The 19280-nt window shown below is 51.6% G+C and carries 16 protein-coding genes; 12 read left to right on the top strand and 4 right to left on the bottom strand.

Annotated elements, in window-relative coordinates; all coding sequences use genetic code 11:
- A partial coding sequence (locus H579_RS26070; RefSeq protein ID WP_036566462.1) for a transposase occupies positions 1-242 on the bottom strand: 242 nt, incomplete at its 3' end.
- Between the two features lie 478 nt (positions 243-720).
- Here H579_RS26070 and urtA point away from each other — a divergent pair.
- The 12 genes from urtA (at position 721) to H579_RS0116515 (ending at position 13125) form a co-directional block, all read left to right on the top strand.
- Entirely contained in the window at positions 721-2007 is a 1287-nt protein-coding gene (gene urtA / locus H579_RS0116460) for an urea ABC transporter substrate-binding protein (protein WP_028301603.1), read from the top strand.
- 193 nt (positions 2008-2200) lie between these two features.
- Positions 2201-3874 (top strand): urea ABC transporter permease subunit UrtB, encoded by a 1674-nt coding sequence (gene urtB, locus H579_RS0116465; RefSeq protein WP_028301604.1) that lies wholly within the window; start codon positions 2201-2203, stop codon positions 3872-3874.
- The gene (gene urtC, locus H579_RS26075) at positions 3871-5115 is read left to right on the top strand and encodes an urea ABC transporter permease subunit UrtC (RefSeq protein WP_084624178.1); all 1245 of its coding nucleotides are present in this window, start codon (positions 3871-3873) and stop codon (positions 5113-5115) included. The genes urtB and urtC overlap by 4 nt, the downstream gene beginning before the upstream one ends.
- Complete coding sequence (urtD, locus tag H579_RS0116475) at positions 5112-5957, top strand: urea ABC transporter ATP-binding protein UrtD (RefSeq protein ID WP_028301605.1); 846 nt, start codon at positions 5112-5114, stop codon at positions 5955-5957. The genes urtC and urtD overlap by 4 nt, the downstream gene beginning before the upstream one ends.
- Positions 5954-6661 carry an urea ABC transporter ATP-binding subunit UrtE gene (urtE, locus tag H579_RS0116480; protein WP_028301606.1) on the top strand — a complete coding sequence of 236 codons (708 nt, stop codon included), beginning with the start codon at positions 5954-5956 and terminating at the stop codon, positions 6659-6661. Before urtD ends, urtE begins: the two co-directional genes overlap by 4 nt.
- Positions 6662-6909: 248 nt before the next feature.
- The gene (locus tag H579_RS0116485; RefSeq protein WP_028301607.1) at positions 6910-7836 is read left to right on the top strand and encodes an urease accessory protein UreD; all 927 of its coding nucleotides are present in this window, start codon (positions 6910-6912) and stop codon (positions 7834-7836) included.
- Between the two features lie 108 nt (positions 7837-7944).
- On the top strand, positions 7945-8247 hold the full coding sequence (locus tag H579_RS0116490) for an urease subunit gamma (protein WP_028301608.1): 303 nt from the start codon (positions 7945-7947) through the stop codon (positions 8245-8247).
- A 12-nt stretch (positions 8248-8259) separates the two neighbouring features.
- Positions 8260-10359 (top strand): urease subunit alpha, encoded by a 2100-nt coding sequence (ureC, locus tag H579_RS0116495; protein ID WP_084624179.1) that lies wholly within the window; start codon positions 8260-8262, stop codon positions 10357-10359.
- Between the two features lie 69 nt (positions 10360-10428).
- On the top strand, positions 10429-11016 hold the full coding sequence (locus tag H579_RS0116500) for an urease accessory protein UreE (protein WP_028301610.1): 588 nt from the start codon (positions 10429-10431) through the stop codon (positions 11014-11016).
- A gap of 116 nt (positions 11017-11132) precedes the next feature.
- Entirely contained in the window at positions 11133-11735 is a 603-nt protein-coding gene (locus H579_RS26080) for an urease accessory UreF family protein (RefSeq protein ID WP_102049371.1), read from the top strand.
- Positions 11736-11845: 110 nt separating this feature from the next.
- Positions 11846-12493 carry an urease accessory protein UreG gene (gene ureG, locus H579_RS0116510; RefSeq protein WP_028301611.1) on the top strand — a complete coding sequence of 216 codons (648 nt, stop codon included), beginning with the start codon at positions 11846-11848 and terminating at the stop codon, positions 12491-12493.
- Between the two features lie 65 nt (positions 12494-12558).
- A complete protein-coding gene (locus H579_RS0116515) occupies positions 12559-13125 on the top strand; it encodes a HupE/UreJ family protein (protein WP_102049373.1) in 567 nt (188 codons plus the stop codon).
- 238 nt (positions 13126-13363) lie between these two features.
- Here the strand turns inward: H579_RS0116515 and H579_RS0116520 are convergent, their stop codons facing one another.
- From H579_RS0116520 to H579_RS0116530, 3 genes are all read right to left on the bottom strand, one after another.
- Positions 13364-14317: a response regulator transcription factor gene (locus H579_RS0116520; RefSeq protein ID WP_028301613.1), complete on the bottom strand. Its 954-nt coding sequence runs from the start codon at positions 14315-14317 to the stop codon at positions 13364-13366.
- 86 nt (positions 14318-14403) lie between these two features.
- Positions 14404-18072 (bottom strand): hybrid sensor histidine kinase/response regulator, encoded by a 3669-nt coding sequence (locus tag H579_RS0116525; protein ID WP_028301614.1) that lies wholly within the window; start codon positions 18070-18072, stop codon positions 14404-14406.
- A 385-nt stretch (positions 18073-18457) separates the two neighbouring features.
- Complete coding sequence (locus H579_RS0116530; RefSeq protein WP_028301615.1) at positions 18458-18922, bottom strand: peroxiredoxin; 465 nt, start codon at positions 18920-18922, stop codon at positions 18458-18460.
- Positions 18923-19280 lie beyond the last annotated feature (358 nt).

Here is a 19280-nt window from a genome sequence, read left to right on the forward strand (position 1 = left end):
TGCTCAATCCTGCGACTGGAAAATACTCCGGTGGCATAAGCGTAGATGAGCAGGGATAGTAGTAAAGAAGGGTGATAGGCTGCACTGCCTCTCCCGCGATATGCTCCCTGGATGGCTTGCAAATCCAGACTATCGACAACCTCTACAATAAAGCGAGCTAAATGATCTTCAGGCAGCCAGTCATCAATAGATGGAGGAAGTAGATAAGGCGTTTGACGATCGATGGTACGAAAGCGACTCATGATATATCCTGCTGGAACCTGAAAAGGGCTATTATCCTAGATCTGGGTGAAATGGGCTAATAGTCCGACAGCCTGCTAGAAAAGTGTTAACCGTTTTCCATGCTCTACGCAATAGTAACTGCTCTGAATCGCGTATTCCTTCGTTCGCATCTGTGGTCTTGGTTAACACTTCTCAGGAGAAATGTTAACCAGGCTGGAGCCTATATCATCCATTGACTGACCTCTTTATTTTGGGACAGTACCCGATGATTTTAGTCTTGCCCATTATTTGCCGTCAGTGTTTAGAAGGCTAAATACAGCGATCAGTCTTTATCTCATCACCACCTACGTCAAATGACGTACCCCTCTGCGTCATCCACCCCATACCGCACTCGCGAGCAATTCCCAATAATCAATGGGCAGATTTCGGACGGTGTTTAGCGCTTTTGCTCTGCACCTAACCCCAAGAATTAAAAAGCACGCGATAGGAAGGTTCGGCATGAAAATTAAAAAGCTGGTTTCGGGTATGGCGTTAGCGATGGGCGCGTCTATGGTCAGTTATGGCGCATTGGCGGCAGATACCATTAAGGTGGGTGTGCTGCATTCGCTGTCTGGCACGATGGCGATCAGTGAGACGACACTGAAAGACACGGTTCTGATGATGGTGGAAGAGCAGAACAAAAAGGGTGGTCTGCTGGGTAAAAAGCTGGAAGCCGTAGTCGTTGATCCGGCCTCTAACTGGCCGTTGTTTGCTGAAAAAGCCCGTGAGCTGCTGACCAAAGATAAGGTGGATGTGATCTTTGGTGGCTGGACGTCGGTATCCCGTAAGTCGGTACTGCCGGTGATTGAAGAGCTGAATGGCCTGATGTTCTATCCCGTGCAGTATGAGGGTGAAGAGTCCTCGAAAAACGTATTTTATACCGGCGCGGCACCGAATCAGCAGGCAATTCCAGCGGTGGATTACCTGATGAATGAGCTGGGTGTGGAGCGCTGGGTACTGGCCGGTACGGACTATGTTTACCCTCGTACCACCAACAAGATTCTGGAAGCTTACCTGAAAGCTAAAGGCGTTGCTGACAGCGATATCATGATCAACTACACGCCGTTTGGTCACTCTGACTGGCAGTCGATTGTGTCTGATGTGAAGAAGTTCGGCAGTAAGGGTAAGAAGACTGCAGTTGTCTCCACTATTAATGGTGATGCCAACGTACCTTTCTATAAAGAGCTGGGTAACCAGGGCATCTCTTCCGAAGATATTCCGGTAGTGGCTTTCTCTGTCGGTGAGGAGGAGCTATCCGGTATCGATACCAAACCACTCGTAGGTCACCTGGCGGCGTGGAACTATTTCCAGAGTGTTGATAGCGAAGCCAACGAAAAATTTATCACCAACTGGAAAACCTTTATCGGTAATCCAAAACGTGTGACCAATGACCCGATGGAAGCGACTTATATCGGCTTCAATATGTGGACTCAGGCGGTGAAAAAAGCCGGTACTACGGATGTTGATGCCGTCGAGCAGGCGATGATTGGCCAGAAAAGCCCTAACCTGACCGGTGGCGTCGCAGTAATGAACAAAAACCACCACCTGAGTAAGCCGGTGCTGATCGGTGAAATTCAGGATGATGGTCAGTTTGAGGTGGTTTGGGAAACTGAAGGTGTCGTACCGGGTGATGCCTGGTCTGACTTCCTGCCGGGTTCTAAAGATCTGATCTCTGATTGGACCTCGCCAATTAAGTGCGGTAACTACAACACGGTAACCCGCACCTGTTCTGGTCAGAACTTCTAATACCTCTGCCAGGTGATTGATCGAGATAGATCTGACTTATTTAGATTAGAGCTACCTCGATCCACTTAGCGACCAAACCCACAAAGCATCCTGTTTCAATCGCATCCGCTTTGTGGGTTTTCTGGCGGTTTTATCTCCCTTATTTCTTTCGATTAGCCGCTTTTTACGCGATAAAGCGCAATGGAGTACTGTTGTGAAACGCTATCTCGCCCTCTGCTGTTGTGTGTTGGGGTTGCTGCTCAACCCTGCTTTGAATCCTGCTTTTGCTGAGGCGGATCAGCCTCATTCTGTTACTTCGACTGAGCCTTCGCCTGAAGCAGTAGTTGGCCGTTCTCCCAAAGTTCAAATGCTATTAATCGAGCTGACAGAGAAAAGTCTGAATAAGGCGGTGCCTGTTCTGGAAAAATTGGAGCAATCCGGTGGTGAAGCCATGCTGCCGCTGTTCCGTACCATGCTGGGCGGCAACCTCTATTTTATTAAAGCCAGTCGTCAGGTGGTTGCTCTGGTGGAAACCGCATCCGGTGATGCCTTTGCTGATGTCTTTACTGGTCAGGCTTTGCCCGACGTGGCTAAGAAGCAAACTAAAAAGATCCGGGTGAATAACCGTCTGCGTGGTTATCTGCGTGATGCCATCGCTCGAATCCAGTTGTCGTCGTCTGATCCTTTTGCCCGCGAAAAAGCGGTACGTAATCTGCTGTCCGAGCTGGATCAGCCCACTATTGAGGCGATTCAAAGCGCGCGGGTAAATGAGCCAAACACTGCCGTGCAGGAGATGATGGATCTGGCGCTGGCGATGCACAAGCTGACCAATGCCGCTTTAGCAGTGGATCAGCTGGAGGCCATTGAAGCCCTGTCCGGTAGTTTAGAAAGTGAAGTGCGTAATCTGCTGGCGCGGGTATCAGAGAGCGAAAACTACGAACCAGCCGTAAATAAAGCTGCGGCCAGTGCGCTGGTGAAAATTCAGGATAAGGTGGAGTTTTACGCCTTTATCGATCAGCTGTTTTTTGGCCTGAGCCTGGGTTCTGTACTGCTACTGGCGGCCATTGGCTTGGCTATCACCTTTGGCGTTATGGGTGTGATCAATATGGCCCATGGCGAGATGATTATGCTCGGTGCTTACACCACTTATGTGGTGCAGTTGATGTTGCCCAATCATATCGAGTATTCCCTGTGGCTGGCGATTCCACTGGCGTTTATTGTCTCCGGTCTGATGGGGGTATTGATTGAGCGTGGTGTGATTCGTTTCTTACACGGTCGACCGCTGGAAACCCTGTTAGCCACCTTTGGTATCAGCCTGATTTTACAACAGCTGGTCCGCACCATTTTCTCACCGTTAAACCGTCAGGTGGCGTCTCCTGAATGGATGAGTGGCTCCATTGAGATCAACCCTGTGTTGTCGCTGACCCTGAACCGTCTATACATTCTGGCTTTTGCCCTGCTGGTGTTTTTCCTGCTGCAACTGATTCTGAAGAAAACCTCGCTGGGTCTGAATGTGCGTGCGGTCTCACAAAATCGAAATATGGCGCGCGCTATGGGCGTACGCTCGGATTGGGTGGATGCCATGACCTTTGGCCTGGGTTCCGGTATTGCCGGTATCGCGGGTGTAGCTTTGAGCCAGCTGACCAATGTGGGTCCTAATCTGGGCCAGGCCTATATTATCGATTCCTTTATGGTGGTGGTGTTTGGTGGTGTCGGTAACTTGCTAGGCACGCTGGTCGCCGCATTCTCGTTGGGTATCGCCAATAAGTTTCTGGAGCCTGTCACCGGTGCCGTACTGGCCAGTATTCTGGTTCTGGTGTTTATCATCCTGTTTATTCAGAAACGCCCTAAAGGTCTGTTTCCTCAGAAAGGGAGGGCTGCGGAATGAGTCAGTCTTTGTCTTCTATCGCTCGCTTCTCTGCCAGTGATCTATTTAAAGGGAAAGGCCAGCCCGGTGGTCGAGTCGCACCCTTTGTGGTGATCCTGTTGGCGGTGACGGTGCTAGCCTCAGCAGCCAATCTGCTGCTACCAGAAAGCTCGCCGTTTTATGTCAGTACCTACACTATCACGCTATTAGGTAAGTATCTGAGTTATGCCATGCTGGCGTTAGCGGTGGATGTGATCTGGGGTTACTGCGGCATTCTGAGCCTGGGCCACGGGGCATTTTTTGCTCTGGGTGGCTATGCGATGGGCGTGTACCTAATGCGCCAGATTGGTGACCGTGGTGTTTATGGTCACCCGGAACTGCCGGACTTTATGGTGTTTCTGGATTGGAGTGAACTGCCCTGGTACTGGCTGGGTATGGACCAGTTCTGGTTTGCCATGCTGATGGTGCTGGCAGTACCGGGCTTGCTGGCTTACATCTTTGGCTGGCTGGCGTTCCGTTCCCGTGTCACCGGTGTTTATCTCTCTATTATGACGCAGGCGCTGACTTATGCGCTGTTGCTGGCCTTCTTCCGCAACGAGATGGGTTTTGGCGGCAACAACGGTTTGACCGACTTTAAAGATATTCTCGGTTTTGACCTGCAGTCGGATACTACCCGTGTGGCTCTGTTTGCCATTACCGCATTGATGCTGGCACTGACCTTTATCACCAGCCATTGGATTATGCAGTCCCGCCTCGGCAAGGTTGTAGTTGCCATCCGTGATGGTGAAGCACGGGCCCGTTTTCTGGGTTATCGCACCGATAACTTTAAGGTTTGGCTGTTTGTTTACTCTGCCATGATTGCGGCCATTGCTGGCGCGTTATATGTGCCACAGGTGGGCATTATCAACCCCGGTGAATTCTCTCCGATTAACTCCATTGAGATTGTGATCTGGGTGGCTGTGGGTGGTCGCGGCACTTTGATCGGTGCCATCGTCGGTGCCCTGCTGGTCAACTACGCCAAAACCCGTTTTACCGCCATTATGCCGGACGGCTGGTTATTTGCGCTGGGTGCCTTGTTTGTGCTGGTGACCTTGTTCCTGCCAAAAGGTCTGGTGGGTGTATTCAGCCAATTAACAGAGCGCTGGTTCCTGATGAGAAATCGTTCGCAGGTTAAAAACAGTTCTGCTGAAGAGTCCGATAAGCCGCTGAGCACTGGGGCACAAGCCAGTGCAGGAGTGCAAACTAAGGAGGCCAGCGTATGAGCGCATTAGAAAACCTGACCGCTGAAGGTAAAGAGATGTTACGTCGGGATCAAGTCTGGCCGTTTTTGATGCCAAAGCAGCAGGCAGTGGATGTTTCCCATCAGGTGATTCTGTATGTGGAAGGCCTGAATCTGAGCTTTGATGGCTTTAAAGCACTGAATGACCTGAACCTTTATATCAATGATGGCGAACTGCGCTGTCTGATCGGAGCCAATGGCGCGGGTAAAACCACGTTGATGGATGTGATTACCGGTAAAACCCAGTGTGACTCCGGCACGGTTTATTTTGGTCAGAACCATAATCTGCTGGAACGATCTGAGCCGGAAATTGCGGAATTGGGCATCGGCCGTAAGTTCCAGAAGCCGACCGTCTTTGAAGCCCATACGGTATTCGACAATCTGGAGCTGTCCCTTAAAACCAATAAAGGCGTGATGCCGACACTGCTGGCCCGATTAACACCCACGCAGCTGGATCGAATTGATCAGGTGCTGGAGATTATCGGCCTGAAAGAGCAGCGTTTTCTGCTGGCAGGCGCTCTGTCTCACGGCCAGAAACAGTGGCTGGAGATCGGCATGTTGCTGGTCTCCGAACCGCGTTTACTGCTGATTGATGAACCCGTAGCCGGTATGACCGCTCAGGAAACGGAACGTACCGCTGAGCTGCTGACCTCTCTGGCCGGTGAGCACACGGTGATTGTCGTGGAACATGATATGGAGTTTGTGCGCAGTATCGCCCGTACGGTGACGGTGCTGCATCAGGGTTCGGTGCTGGCCGAAGGCACGATGGATCAGGTGCAGAACAATAAGGATGTGATCGAAGTTTATCTGGGGGAAGAGGCATGATCTCGATTAATAACGTCAACCAGCTCTACGGCGGTACTCAGATTCTGTGGGATCTGAACCTGGAGATCGAAGCCGGTTCCTGCACCTGCATTATGGGTCGTAACGGTGTGGGTAAGACCACGTTGCTGAAGTGCCTGATGGGGCTGTTACCGATCTCTGATGGCGAAATTCTGCTGGATGGTGAGCCACTGCACAGTCGGAGTGCGGAGTTCCGAGCACCAGCGGGTATCGGTTATGTGCCTCAGGGACGGGATATTTTTCCTATGCTCACCGTAGAAGAAAACCTGCGTATCGGCCTGCCGGTGCGTAAAAGCCGAACCGGTGACAGTACCGGTGAGATCCCGGAAAAAATCTTCGAGTTATTTCCGGTATTAAAAGAGATGCTGCACCGTCGTGGCGGTGATCTATCCGGTGGGCAGCAACAGCAGCTGGCCATTGGCCGGGCGCTGGTACTGGAACCCAGAGTGCTGATTCTCGATGAACCCAACGAAGGCATCCAGCCCAATATCGTAAAACAGATCGGTGATGTGATTCTGAAACTGAATGAAGAGGAAGGTCTGACGGTGATTCTGGTGGAGCAGAAGCTGGGCTTTGCTCGTCGGGTGGGCAAAGAGTTTCGCCTGATGGAAAAAGGCCGGGTGGTGGCCAGTGACAAGATGGCTAATCTGAATGATGAACTGATCAGACAGTATCTGGCGGTATAAATACAAAGGGGAAAAATCGGCAAAAGCTGCAAATTTAGAGCAACTACACTTTTGGCCGCATTATTGCTTCATTAGGTTACGGGTGACTAGTGCTACTGCCGCAAAAAGCAACGTAGCACTGTAACCTACTGAAAATAAAAATGATTTATTGCACCTACAATGCCCCAAATATAGGCAGTAAGAAAAATAAGCACTATTTTGGTGCGTTTTTTCAATAGGTGCATGGTTTGCAGGACATCCTTATTACCATGAATCGGATGACAGTGTTACCTACCGAACAGGCTTCCCATTGGGAGGCCCGACTGGCACTCAAGCTGGCCCGTACTCTGCGCGGATCAGTATTAAAAGGTTGTGAGCATAAAGGTCCGCTTTATGTACAGAAGCCCTTTTACCCGGAGGGGCGGGATCTGGCGCACCTTTATCTGCTGCATCCACCGGGCGGGATGGTTTCGGGCGATACCCTGACCATCTCTGCTGATGTGGATGAACAAGCTTCAGCTCTGATTACCACACCGGGTGCTGGCCGGGTTTATAAGGCCCGTGCTGATAAAAGCCTGCAGCATCAGATACTGCGCTTTGATCTGGCGGATGATGCCTCCCTCGAATGGCTGCCGCTGGAAGGCATCATCTACCCTGGAGCTCAGACACAGCTGGATACTCAGGTGCATCTTACCGGCAACGCCCGCTATATCGGCTGGGAAATCACCAGTCTCGGCCTGCCCGCCTGCCACCAACCCTTCTCTCCCGGCAGCCTGATGAAGCAAAACCTGCAGATTTTCCGCGACGGTAAACTTTGTCTGCGCGAACGGTTAGTGGTGGATGGCGATCAACAGGAAAACGGCATGCTGCAGAGCCTTGCGGGGCTGAGAGGCTATCCGATTACCGCCATGATGGTGGCCGGGCCGTTCGATGCGCCCTCTTTTAATGCTGGGATAAACGATGATGAAACCGCACTGGAAAACCTGATCTGCAGGTTGCGGGATTGCTGCGAGCAACACAAATCTCTCGATGAGGACTTTCTCGCGGGTGTCACCCTGAATCACGGCTTTGTGATGGTGCGCTATCTGGGGTACTGCTCGGAAAAGGCCCGCAAACTCTTTATCGAATGCTGGAAGCAGGTTCGCCCTGAGCTACTCAACCGGGATGCCTGTGAGCCGCGTATCTGGGCCACTTGAATAGTCTGAATAAAAAGCATCTGAATTCAAAACGACTGAATTAAAAGCACCTGAATCGCCAAAGTAAAAAATGACCTGCCCGGCAGGATCAAATAGCAAGAGGTCACTATGGAACTACTGCCAAGAGAGAAAGATAAGCTGCTGATCTTTACTGCAGCCCTGCTGGCGGAACGACGCCTGAACCGTGGACTGAAACTGAATTACCCGGAGGCGGTTGCCTTTATCACCATGGAGATCATAGAGGGTGCCCGTGACGGTAAAACCGTTGCTGAACTGATGAGCTACGGCAAAACCCTGCTCAATGCGGATCAGGTGATGGAGGGCGTACCGGAACTGATCCATGAGGTTCAGGTAGAAGCCACCTTCCCCGACGGCACCAAGCTTGTCACCGTTCACCAGCCTATCTGCTAAGGAGAGATCACCATGACTGATAAGGATTCACAAACCTCTGACCTCTTTATTCCCGGCGAAGTAAAAGCCGCAGCAGGGCAGATTACGCTTAACGAAGGCCGCAAGGTGATCGTCCTTCGTGTCGAAAACACCGGCGACCGTCCGATTCAGGTAGGCTCCCATTATCACTTTGCGGAAACCAATCCGGCACTGAGTTTTGACCGAGAAGCCGCCAAAGGCTTCCACCTGAATATCGCCTCCGGCACTGCGGTTCGTTTCGAGCCCGGTCAGGGTCGTGAAGTTCAACTGGTGGAATTTGCCGGAAGCAAAACCATTTATGGTTTCCGCGGTGAAGTGATGGGCCCGCTTGAAGACGCAGGCAGCTCGGACACCAGCGCTGAAACATCCTCGGTGACGATGGACCGCACCGCCTATGCTCAGATGTTTGGCCCAACAGTCGGTGACAAGGTCAGACTTGGCGATACTGATCTCTGGATTCAGGTCGAGAAAGATTTCACCGTTTATGGCGATGAAGTGAAATTCGGTGGCGGCAAGGTGATCCGTGATGGCATGGGTCAGAGTCAGCAGGTAAATGAACCCACCGATGGCAGCGAAGGCGCTATGGATCTGGTAATCACCAATGCCGTTATTCTGGATCACTGGGGTATCGTCAAAGGAGATGTCGGTATCAAGGCCGGTCGTATCGTCCGTGTCGGTAAAGCCGGTAACCCGGATGTTCAGGCCAATGTGGATATCATCGTTGGTCCGGGCACCGAAGTGATCGCCGGGGAAGGCTCGATTCTGACCGCTGGCGGCATCGACGCCCATATTCACTTTATCTGCCCGCAGCAGATCGAAGAGGCCCTGATGAGCGGTGTCACCACCATGATCGGCGGCGGCACGGGACCTGCCACCGGCACCAATGCGACCACCTGTACACCGGGCCCCTGGTATATCGGCAAAATGCTGCAAAGTACCGATGATATGCCGATGAATCTGGGTTTCCTCGGTAAAGGCAATGCTTCTCAGCCAGAAGCGCTGGAAGAACAATTGGAAGCCGGTGTCTGCGGCCTGAAACTGCATGAAGACTGGGGCACAACACCGGCTTCTATCGACTGCTGCCTGAGCGTGGCGGAAAAGTATGATGTACAGGTGGCGATTCATACTGACACCCTGAATGAATCCGGTTTTGTCGATGACACGATTGGCGCGTTCAAAGGCCGTGTTATCCACACCTATCACACCGAAGGGGCTGGCGGTGGTCACGCGCCGGATATTATCCGCGCCTGTGCTTACCCCAATGTGCTGCCCTCTTCCACCAACCCGACCCGCCCTTACACGGTCAATACGGTGGATGAACACCTCGATATGCTGATGGTCTGCCATCACCTCGACAGCTCGATTCCAGAAGACGTGGCTTTTGCTGATTCCCGTATCCGCAAGGAAACCATCGCCGCCGAGGATATTTTCCACGATCGCGGGGCTTTCTCCATGATCTCCTCCGATTCCCAGGCGATGGGCCGTGTCGGTGAAGTGGTTACCCGTACCTGGCAGACGGCTCACAAGATGAAAACTCAGTTTGGCCTGCTGCCGGAAGATCAGGATGTGGGCTGCGATAACTTCCGTGCCCGCCGTTATGTGGCCAAGTACACCATCAATCCGGCGATTACTCACGGTGTCTCTCACGAAGTCGGCTCTATTGAACCGGGCAAGCTGGCGGATCTGGTGCTGTGGAAACCCGCTTTCTTTGCGACTAAGCCTTCGATGATTATCAAGGGCGGTATGATCGCCGCGGCCCCTATGGGTGATCCGAATGCCTCTATCCCGACGCCACAGCCGGTGCATTACCGCCCTATGTTCGGTGCTCATGGCAAAGCGGCCAGCCAAACCTCCGTCACCTTTGTTTCCAAAGCGGCGCTGGATAACGGCATCCGGGAAAAACTGGGCCTTAACCGTGAACTGGTAGCCTGCGCTAATACCCGCAACATCAGCAAAAACGATATGGTGCTGAACAACTGGCAGCCGGATATCACCGTTGACCCGCAAACCTATGAGGTACGCGCTGACGGTGAACTGCTGACCTGTGAGCCTGCGACTGAACTGCCGCTGGCACAACGTTTTAATCTGTTCTGATGGTGGGTTTTAAATACTCTATTACAGCAGATAAGCCAGCTATTAAGGACAGTGAATAGGAAAACCAAGATGCTTGAAATTTACGAACGCCTGGGCACCGAAAAAGCAGGCCCTATTTACGCTACAGTGACTCTGAATCATGAGCAGAGGGATCGCGGCCGGCTGCGCCTGACCAGTGCCGATGGTGAAGAGGTGCGCGTATTTCTGGAGCGCGGCACCGCCCTTCAGGTAGGTGAATATCTGAGATCCCACTGCGGAAAGATCGTCAAGGTAGAAGGAGCCATCGAGCCCGTGACCGAAGCCCGTTGCGATGACTGGCACACCTTTGCCCGCGCCTGTTATCACCTGGGCAACCGGCATGTGAAGTTGCAGGTCGGTGAACGCTGGCTGCGCATCACACCGGATCATGTGCTGGAGGAGATGCTGGAGCTGTTGGAGCTGACCATAGTGCATACCGAAGCCGTGTTCGTGCCGGAAAACGGCGCTTATTTTAAAGGCCTCGGCGGTCATTCTCACGGTCATGATCATGGACATTCCCATGGCCATGATCATGAGCATGAGCACAGTCACGATTACAGTCTCGATCATTCGCATAGCCATGGTCACTCCCACAGCCATGATCATTCCCATGAGCCGGGACATCACCATGAACACTGAGCCGGATAGCGCTTCTGTATCAGCAGCGCCAGCGATGACCGATCTGAGTCTGGTGCGCCTGATGCATCTGGCTTCCGTCAGTCTTCCGGTGGGGGGGCTATGCCTTCTCTCACGGCATGGAGTACGCCATAGACGCAGGCTGGATTCGCAAAGCGGATCAGGTGGAACATTGGGTTCGGGAACAGCTGCATCTGGGGCTTTCGGGCACGGATATTCCTTTGCTCAGGCTGTCGATGGAGGCCTGCGTTCAGGAAGACTGGCCCGAGTCAAAGCGTATTAAAGAGTTAAAGCGCATCAATGAGCTGACACTGGCCTGCCGGGAAACCCATGAACTGACCCTGACGGATACCGCTATGGGTGAAGCTCTGATGCGGCTGATGAACAGCCTGCAGATGGCTCAGCCCTTCAGCAAAAGTGAACCTGTGAGCTTTGTCTGCTTGTTCGCTTTGGCAGCATCTCTCTGGCAGATCCCCTATCGGGCAGCAGCCAGCGGCTTTCTCTGGTCCTGGCTGGAAAACCAGATCGCGGCTGCCACCAAGCTGGTGCCATTGGGGCAGACACAGGCACAACAGCTGCTGGTTGCTCTGCAACCGGAGCTGGCCGCCGTCATCGAACAGGCTGAAAAGATTTCTGAAGAGGAGATTGGTGCAGGCTTGCCTGCTTTAGCCATCGCCAGCTCTCAACATGAACATATGTATTCCCGACTCTTTCGTTCCTGATCCTTGCTATAGAACTCTGTGGGATAACTGCAGATAAAGCAGCCGGTGGCTACAGCCGGGAGGCATCAGAACGACACAGAACCGGATAAAAATTAAAACGAGGAGATCTTATGACCAAACCAAAACAAACATTACGCGTCGGTGTGGGTGGCCCGGTAGGCTCAGGTAAAACAGCGCTGCTGCGTTCATTGTGCGCGGCCCTGCGTGATCACTACGATATTGCCGTAGTCACCAACGATATCTATACCAAAGAAGACGCAAAATTCCTCACCGAACATGAAGCACTCAGTGCTGACCGTATTATCGGTGTCGAAACCGGAGGTTGTCCTCATACCGCCATCCGGGAAGATGCTTCCATGAACCTTGCGGCTATCGACCAGCTGGTTGAACGCCACGGCGCACTGGATGTGGTGTTTGTGGAAAGTGGCGGCGACAACCTGAGCGCCACCTTTAGCCCGGAACTGTCAGACCTGACCATCTATGTGATCGACGTATCAGCCGGTGACAAGATTCCCCGTAAAGGTGGCCCCGGTATCACCAAATCCGACCTGCTGATTATCAACAAAACCGATCTGGCTCCGATTGTGGGTGCGTCCCTTGAGGTGATGGATCGTGATGCTAAACTGATGCGCGGTGAACGGCCTTTTATCTTTTCCAATCTGAAAGTGGCGCAGGGGCTGGATGATATTATTCAGTTTATCGTCACCGAAGGTATGTTGGAGCAGAAAACCTTGCCTGCCGCAGAAGCGGTGGTTTGAATAATAAAATATATTTTTAACTATTTGATTTAAATATAGAATTTGTATTTTTATAGGATATTGGCATGAAAAAGATTTTAGCAACACTGGCCTTTTTGGCACCTGCAACGGCTATGGCGCATAGTGGACATGAAGTATCGGGCTTTCTGGCCGGTTTAAGTCACCCTGTTGGCGGTCTGGATCACCTGTTAGCGATGGTTGCCGTTGGCTTATGGGCAGCCCGTATGGGCGGTAAAGCACAGTGGACTGTGCCTGCTGCGTTTGTGGTGACTATGCTGCTGGGTGGCGTTTTGGCAGTATCCGGTGTGGCGGTGCCTTTTGTTGAAGGTGGTATCGTCCTGTCCGTAATTGCGATGGGTGTCCTGTTGGCCTTTGCCGTTAAATTCCATCCAGCAGTCTGTGCTGCTTTGGTGGCGGGTTTTGCCCTGTTCCACGGTGCGGCTCACGGTACAGAAATGCCGCTGGAAGCCAGTGGTCTGGCATACGGTGTGGGCTTTGCTCTGGCTACAGCTGCTCTACATAGTGTGGGTATCGTTCTGGCAAAAGCCAGCATTCAGATTAAAGCCGAGCTGGCGACACGTATTGCTGGTGGTGCGATTGCGGTGACCGGTTTAGCGATGGTGGCGGCATAATATCAAGCGGCATGCCGACTATACGGTAGATAGCAGTGTTTTGCAGTTTCGAATAATCTGTGTAATTCGGTTGGTATAACGTAAGCCCTGGCTATTTCAGTCGGGGCTTTTGCTTGCTATAAGCCTCAAGACATCTGTTACAGTTATACAAGAGCGCCTGTTACAAAAGAGCGCCTGTTACAAAAGGGTGTTTGCTACAAAAGAACGTCCGATACGAAATAAACGTCAGATAAAACGGCTACTCGACCGCTAATAAACGTAATGCAATTCCTGCCGCTGCGGTTCGGTTTTCGACGCCCAGCTTCGGAAAAATCTGCTCCAGATGCTTGTTAACGGTTCTGGGGCTCATGGTCAGGATTTCAGCCGCTTCCCGGTTCGTTTTGCCATTCGCGATCCAGTACAACACTTCAGATTCCCGTTCTGTCAGGTTCAGTTTTTCTTTCAGCATGGTCGAGCCTGTGGCGCGTTGGCCATCAATCAGTTTAAGTAATTTCTCGCCATTTTCCTGATGGCTGATCAGTTTAATCTCCAGTGGATAGTTTTTGGGGCTATCTGGCAGTGGGTTGTCCGTAGTAATACTAGGCTTTGTATTTGAACCTGAAGGGAGCGGTGGCCCGACGAGCTTGAGTTGCTGGTTCAGATCAGGCCTATGGGTCAACCATTGTGCAATTTGTGGTGCCAGCTGTGTGCTCTGCCAGTGTTCATCCGCACCAGATCGCGCCAGCAGAGCATAGGTTTGCGGTGTGGCCCATCGAATATGGCCTGTATCGTTGACTGTCATCAGATGCTGACCGGTACTGTCCAGTGCGGACTGGGCGCTATTGGTTAATCTGGCATTGGTCAGATGAACCTTCATTCGGGCTAATAGCTCATTGGGATTAATCGGTTTAGTCAGATAATCCACACCACCGGCTTCCAGGCCGCGCACGATATCATCGGTTTCGGTCAACCCGGTCATAAATATCACGGGGATAGCGGCCAGTTCCGGGTCGGCTTTTAGCTGCTGGCAGGTTTCAAAGCCATCCATATTGGGCATGATGGCATCCAATAGAATCATATCCGGCCTGACTTTACGGGCGATGGTCAGAGCCTGCCGCCCCTCCAGGGCGACAAGTACATTAATGCCTGCACTTTCCAGGGTGTCATTAATCAGGCTTAGTGTATCCGGGGAATCATCTACCACCAGCACCATATCGCATAACGGCGTTTGACTGGACTGAGCCTGAGAAATACTTCTGGTGTTGAGGGTTGACTGCGTAGCCGTCAGGTCCGGTATGGTCATAGTGATGACTCCTTCCGTTCAGAATGCTTGGCGATATAGTCGGCAATGGCGGCTAACTGGAAGCCATTCACCATCTGCTGTAGAGCGTCGAGGTGTTTAGCGGGTACAACAGCGCCTGAAGCCTGAGAGTGTTGCGGGTGTTGAGGGTGTTGAGATTGAGGATAAGCAGACGGCTCTTGCCATAAAGGGGATTCTTCCCATAAATGGCGTTCTTCCCAGAGCTGCTCCAGAACCTGTCGCACCCCCTTGGCAAACCCGGTATCTGCGTAGGCAATCAGCTCGGCGATGAGAGGATGATCTGGAATAAACTCAGGGGCTGATTCAGGGGGCGGTTCAGGAACTGGTTCAGAATTTGATCGAGGGATCGATTCAGAGACACGCTTTGAAACTGGTTCCAGAATAGGCTCTGACACCGGTTTAGCCGCTGGTGCTGAGATCGATTGCTCATCTGTTTTCCGCCAGCTCCATTGCAGATTCAGTTGCTCGGCCAGTTTATCCAGTAACTTATGATTGGCGATCGGTTTAACCAGATAATCGTTATACGCGGCTTGATCTTCTGCCGCCCGATAGTGTTCCTGGGCATCGGCAGACAGCATCACAATCGGTTCTCTGACCTCGCGTTCTCTAAGCTTGTGAGCCAGCTCCAGGCCATTAATACCCGGCATAGAGACATCTAACAAGAAAAGATCCGGCGAGCGCTGACCATCCAATTGATCCAGCAACTTAAGACAGCTTTCGCCATCATGAGCTTCCAGGGTAATAAAGCCCAGTGGCGTGAGCAGATCCGATAACAGCCCTCGCAGGATAGGGTCATCATCGACCAGACACAAGGTTCTCTGATAGCCCTCATAGCCGACAAGGGTTTTCTGCTCGGTCACTTCAGTATTGTCCTGATCACCCTGACTGACCCAGGGCAGCATAAGTACCACGGTAAACTCACTGCCTTGATTAACCCGGCTGTTAACCTGCAGATCACCGCCCATAATTTCCGTCAGCAGACGCACAATGGTTAAGCCCAGACCTGTACCGCTCTGACTGGCGGTATCACGATTTCTGACCCGCTCAAACGGATCAAAAATCCGCTGCAGGTAATCATCATCAATGCCAGGGCCAGTATCTTTAATGGTAAACTCAGCCACCTGATTGCGGTAACGTACGGAGAACTCAACCTCGCCCTGAACGGTATACTTCACCGCATTGGACAACAGGTTAATCAGTATCTGACGCAGGCGTTTTTCATCGGTCATCACAAACTGAGGCAGTGGGCTGTGGATCTGGCAGTTGAACTGAATCCCTTTCTGACCGGCCTGCATGGCAAACATGCTACTGAGCTGATCCAGTAACTGAGGCAGATCTACCTGAGTGCGGTACAGATCCAGTCGGCCCGCTTCAATACGGGAAATATCCAGTAAGCCTTCGATCAGATCGGTCAGATATTGCCCGCTACGCTGGATAATATCTAAACCATTCTTATGCCCTTGTGGCGTATCCGGTTTATCGTTCAGCAGCTGAGCATAGCCCAGAATAGACTGTAGCGGCGTTCTCAGTTCATGGCTGATACCGGTCAGATATCGACTTTTTGCTGCATTGGCCCGTTCTGCCAGCTCTTTGGCTTGCTGTAATGCCAGATCGGTTTCTTGGTGGGCTTCAATCTCATTGATCAGCTTTCGGGTCTGACGATTGGATTCTTTCTGTGCCACCACCCGACTTTCGTGGGCGAGCAGAAACAGCCAGGAGACGACACCGGATGCGATCAGCAAAGTAAAAAACAGGCTCCAGATCACTTGTTCCAGCAGTAAGGTTTCTGCGGCCGTTTCTGGCTGCATCTGCCGGTAGACTACCGCTAATAAAGCCGCATTCAACAGATTAACCAGTAACAGCAGACCACCAAAACGGGCCAGACGGGAATTGACTCTATGGCTCCAGCGCTGAGGCAGGAATAAAGAGAAAAACTGTATCGCCTGACGGGATACTCGACCTTCCGGTTTGCAGCTGTCCATACAGCGCACATCCAGTGAGCAGCACAGGGAGCAGATCGGCAGGTCGTAAGCCGGGCAGAAACTCATATCTTCCGCTTCAAAGGCATTCTCACAGATGCCGCACTTCAACACCGTATGAGCGCCGACAGCGTGGGGGTGTGGTGCCGGTTTAAAGGCCGACAATGTGTTTTCCCGTTCTGCCTCGATTAAAGGCAGTAGCTCCGGGGACTGACGGGCGATATAAAATCGTCCTTGAGTGAGCCAGGCGATTAAAGGCACAGAGATAAAGCATACGGCGAGGCTAAGGAAGTGACTGAGGTTTTTACTGACCTCACCAAATACGCCGAGATAACTCAGTACGCCTAGTCCGGTGGCCAGCAGCATAGAGCCTGTGCCTACCGGGTTGATGTCGTACAGATGGGCCCGTTTAAACTCCACATAATCGGGACTTAACCCCAGAGGTTTATTGATCATCAGATCAGCCGCCAATGAACCGAGCCAGCTGACCGCTACAATGGCAAAGATTCCCAGAATCGCTTCCAGTGCCTGATAAATACCCAGCTCCATCAGTAATAACGCGATGGTGACATTAAATACCAGCCAGACCACACGTCCGGGGTGAGAGTGAGTCAGACGAGAGAAGAAATTTGACCAGGCAATGGAGCCCGCATAGGCATTGGTGACGTTGATCTTCATCTGAGACAGAATCACCATCAGTGCGGCTAATAGCAGCGCAATACCCGGTGACTGGGTCAGATAATAAAACACCCGTTGGTACATCTGGGTCGGGTCGGTGGCCAGCTCAAAGCTCATGCCCTGAGAGATCGCCAGATAGGCCAGAAAAGAACCCAGCAGCATCTTAATGACGCCTGGAATCACCCAGCCTGGCCCGGCCAGAATCAGCCAGAACCACCAGCGTTTCTTATTCTGCTCGGTTTTCTCCGGCATAAATCTCAGGTAATCCACCTGCTCACCAATCTGGGCAACCAGGGCAAAAAATACCGATGCGGCGGCTCCAAACAGCAGAATATTAAACTCGCCGGAATCCGGCAGATGCTGAGGCGTGAATTGTGTCCAGTCGCCCAGCTTGTCGGACTCATACACGATCACGACAAACAGTGCGGCCAGTTGCAATACCAGCCAGATATTCTGTGTGCCCACCTGAAAGCGACTGATGGTGGCGATGCCATGGGTCACAATGGGAATCACCGCTACCGCACAGAGGAAATACCCCAGTGCCAGCGGAATCCCCAGTAAAGCATTTAAAGCAGAGGCCAGAATCACAGCCTCAATAGCAAAAAAGATAAAGGTAAAGGAGGCATAAATCAGTGAGGTAATGGTTGATCCCAGATAGCCAAAACCCGCACCACGGGTGAGCAGGTCAATATCTAAACCGTGGCGGGCCGAGTAATAACTGATAGGTAGACCTGTGATAAAAAACAGCAGGCAAACTGTCAGCATCGCCCAAAGCGTGTTGGTAAAACCGTAGTTCAGTGTTACTGCAGCAGCGATGCCCTCTAAGGCGAGAAATGCCGTCGCACCCAGCGCGGTTTTAGCCACTCGCTCAATGCTCATATGACGGGCAGAGTGTGCGGTAAAGCGCAGGGCAAAGTCTTCTAAGGTCTGATCCGCAACCCACTTATTGTAATAGCGGCGAACCCTGAAAATCCGCTGTGATGCAGGCATAAGCAGCCACTTCTCTAAATTAAAGGTTCAAGAAAGATATTCTTCAAAAGATAAAAAGCTCAAAAGCATCGTGACTTACCGCCCTGTTTTAGGGCGCTCGAACAGCAGGCAGCCGTTAACATGCACTCTGTTGGCGCATGATTGAGACAGTTCCTGAGCTTTTGGGCTTATAGTGTGTGTTTAGCAAGAGAAGTTGCAGGCTTTGTGCCAGTTGGCAGTATAAGAAAGGTAGTATTTCGGAAGATTAAGTGCTTACAGGTGAATGTACGTGGTAAATGGCGCAGTGTTATAGGCAAAGAAATGCGTAAGGTAATATAGGCGCTAAATAAATGACAATTAATAGGGCTCTGGAGCTCCAAAGCCCTATTTTTAAGCCTTTGAAAACTTAAAGCGCCTGTGCGGCTTTCAACACTTCTTCAACGTGGCCTTTTACTTTCACTTTACGCCACTCCTGAGCCAGTTTGCCTTCGGCATTGATCAGGAAGGTGCTGCGCTCAATGCCCATGTACTCTTTGCCGTAGTTCTTTTTCAGCTTGATCACATCGAACAGTTTGCACAGTTCTTCTTCTGGGTCGCTGATCAGCTCAAAAGGAAACTCGTGTTTGGCTTTAAAATTGGTGTGTACGCGCAGGCTATCGCGGGATACTCCGAAAATCACGGTATTGGCCGCTTCAAAATCTGCGCTATGATCTCGAAAATCTTGACCTTCGGTTGTACAGCCTGGCGTATTATCTTTCGGATAGAAGTAGATCACGACATTTTTACCGGCCAGCCCACTCAGGGTTACCGTGGTCTCATTAGTGGCTTGGGCGGTGAATTCAGGTACCGGCATGTCGACAGCAATAGTCATGGCAGTGTTATCCCTTTTTATAAGCAGTAAAAAAACTATAAGCAGTAAAAAGCTGAGCCTTCGATACTCAGCGGGTTATACGACCGACCCAAACAAAAAATATTCCGTTGCCTGAGGGTTTATTACCAATCGGTGTGGTAAGGGCATATCGGCGTTTGGGTACTTGGTGTCATTATGCCGGGAAGCGTGGGGGGAGTGTAGTGCAAACAGGCGCTTACACGGTATTTTCTTAGTGATTCAGTCAGACTTTATCTATCTTGATTTAACAGGCCTGTTTTTGTGGCTTATTCCTGCTTACATGCTGAGTAAAAGCGGTGTGGCGCTTGTGTTCAGACATAGGCAAAAGTAACATTGGGCT

The organism is Oceanospirillum beijerinckii DSM 7166 (assembly GCF_000422425.1).
Taxonomy (GTDB): Bacteria; Pseudomonadota; Gammaproteobacteria; order Pseudomonadales; family Halomonadaceae; genus Oceanospirillum; species Oceanospirillum beijerinckii.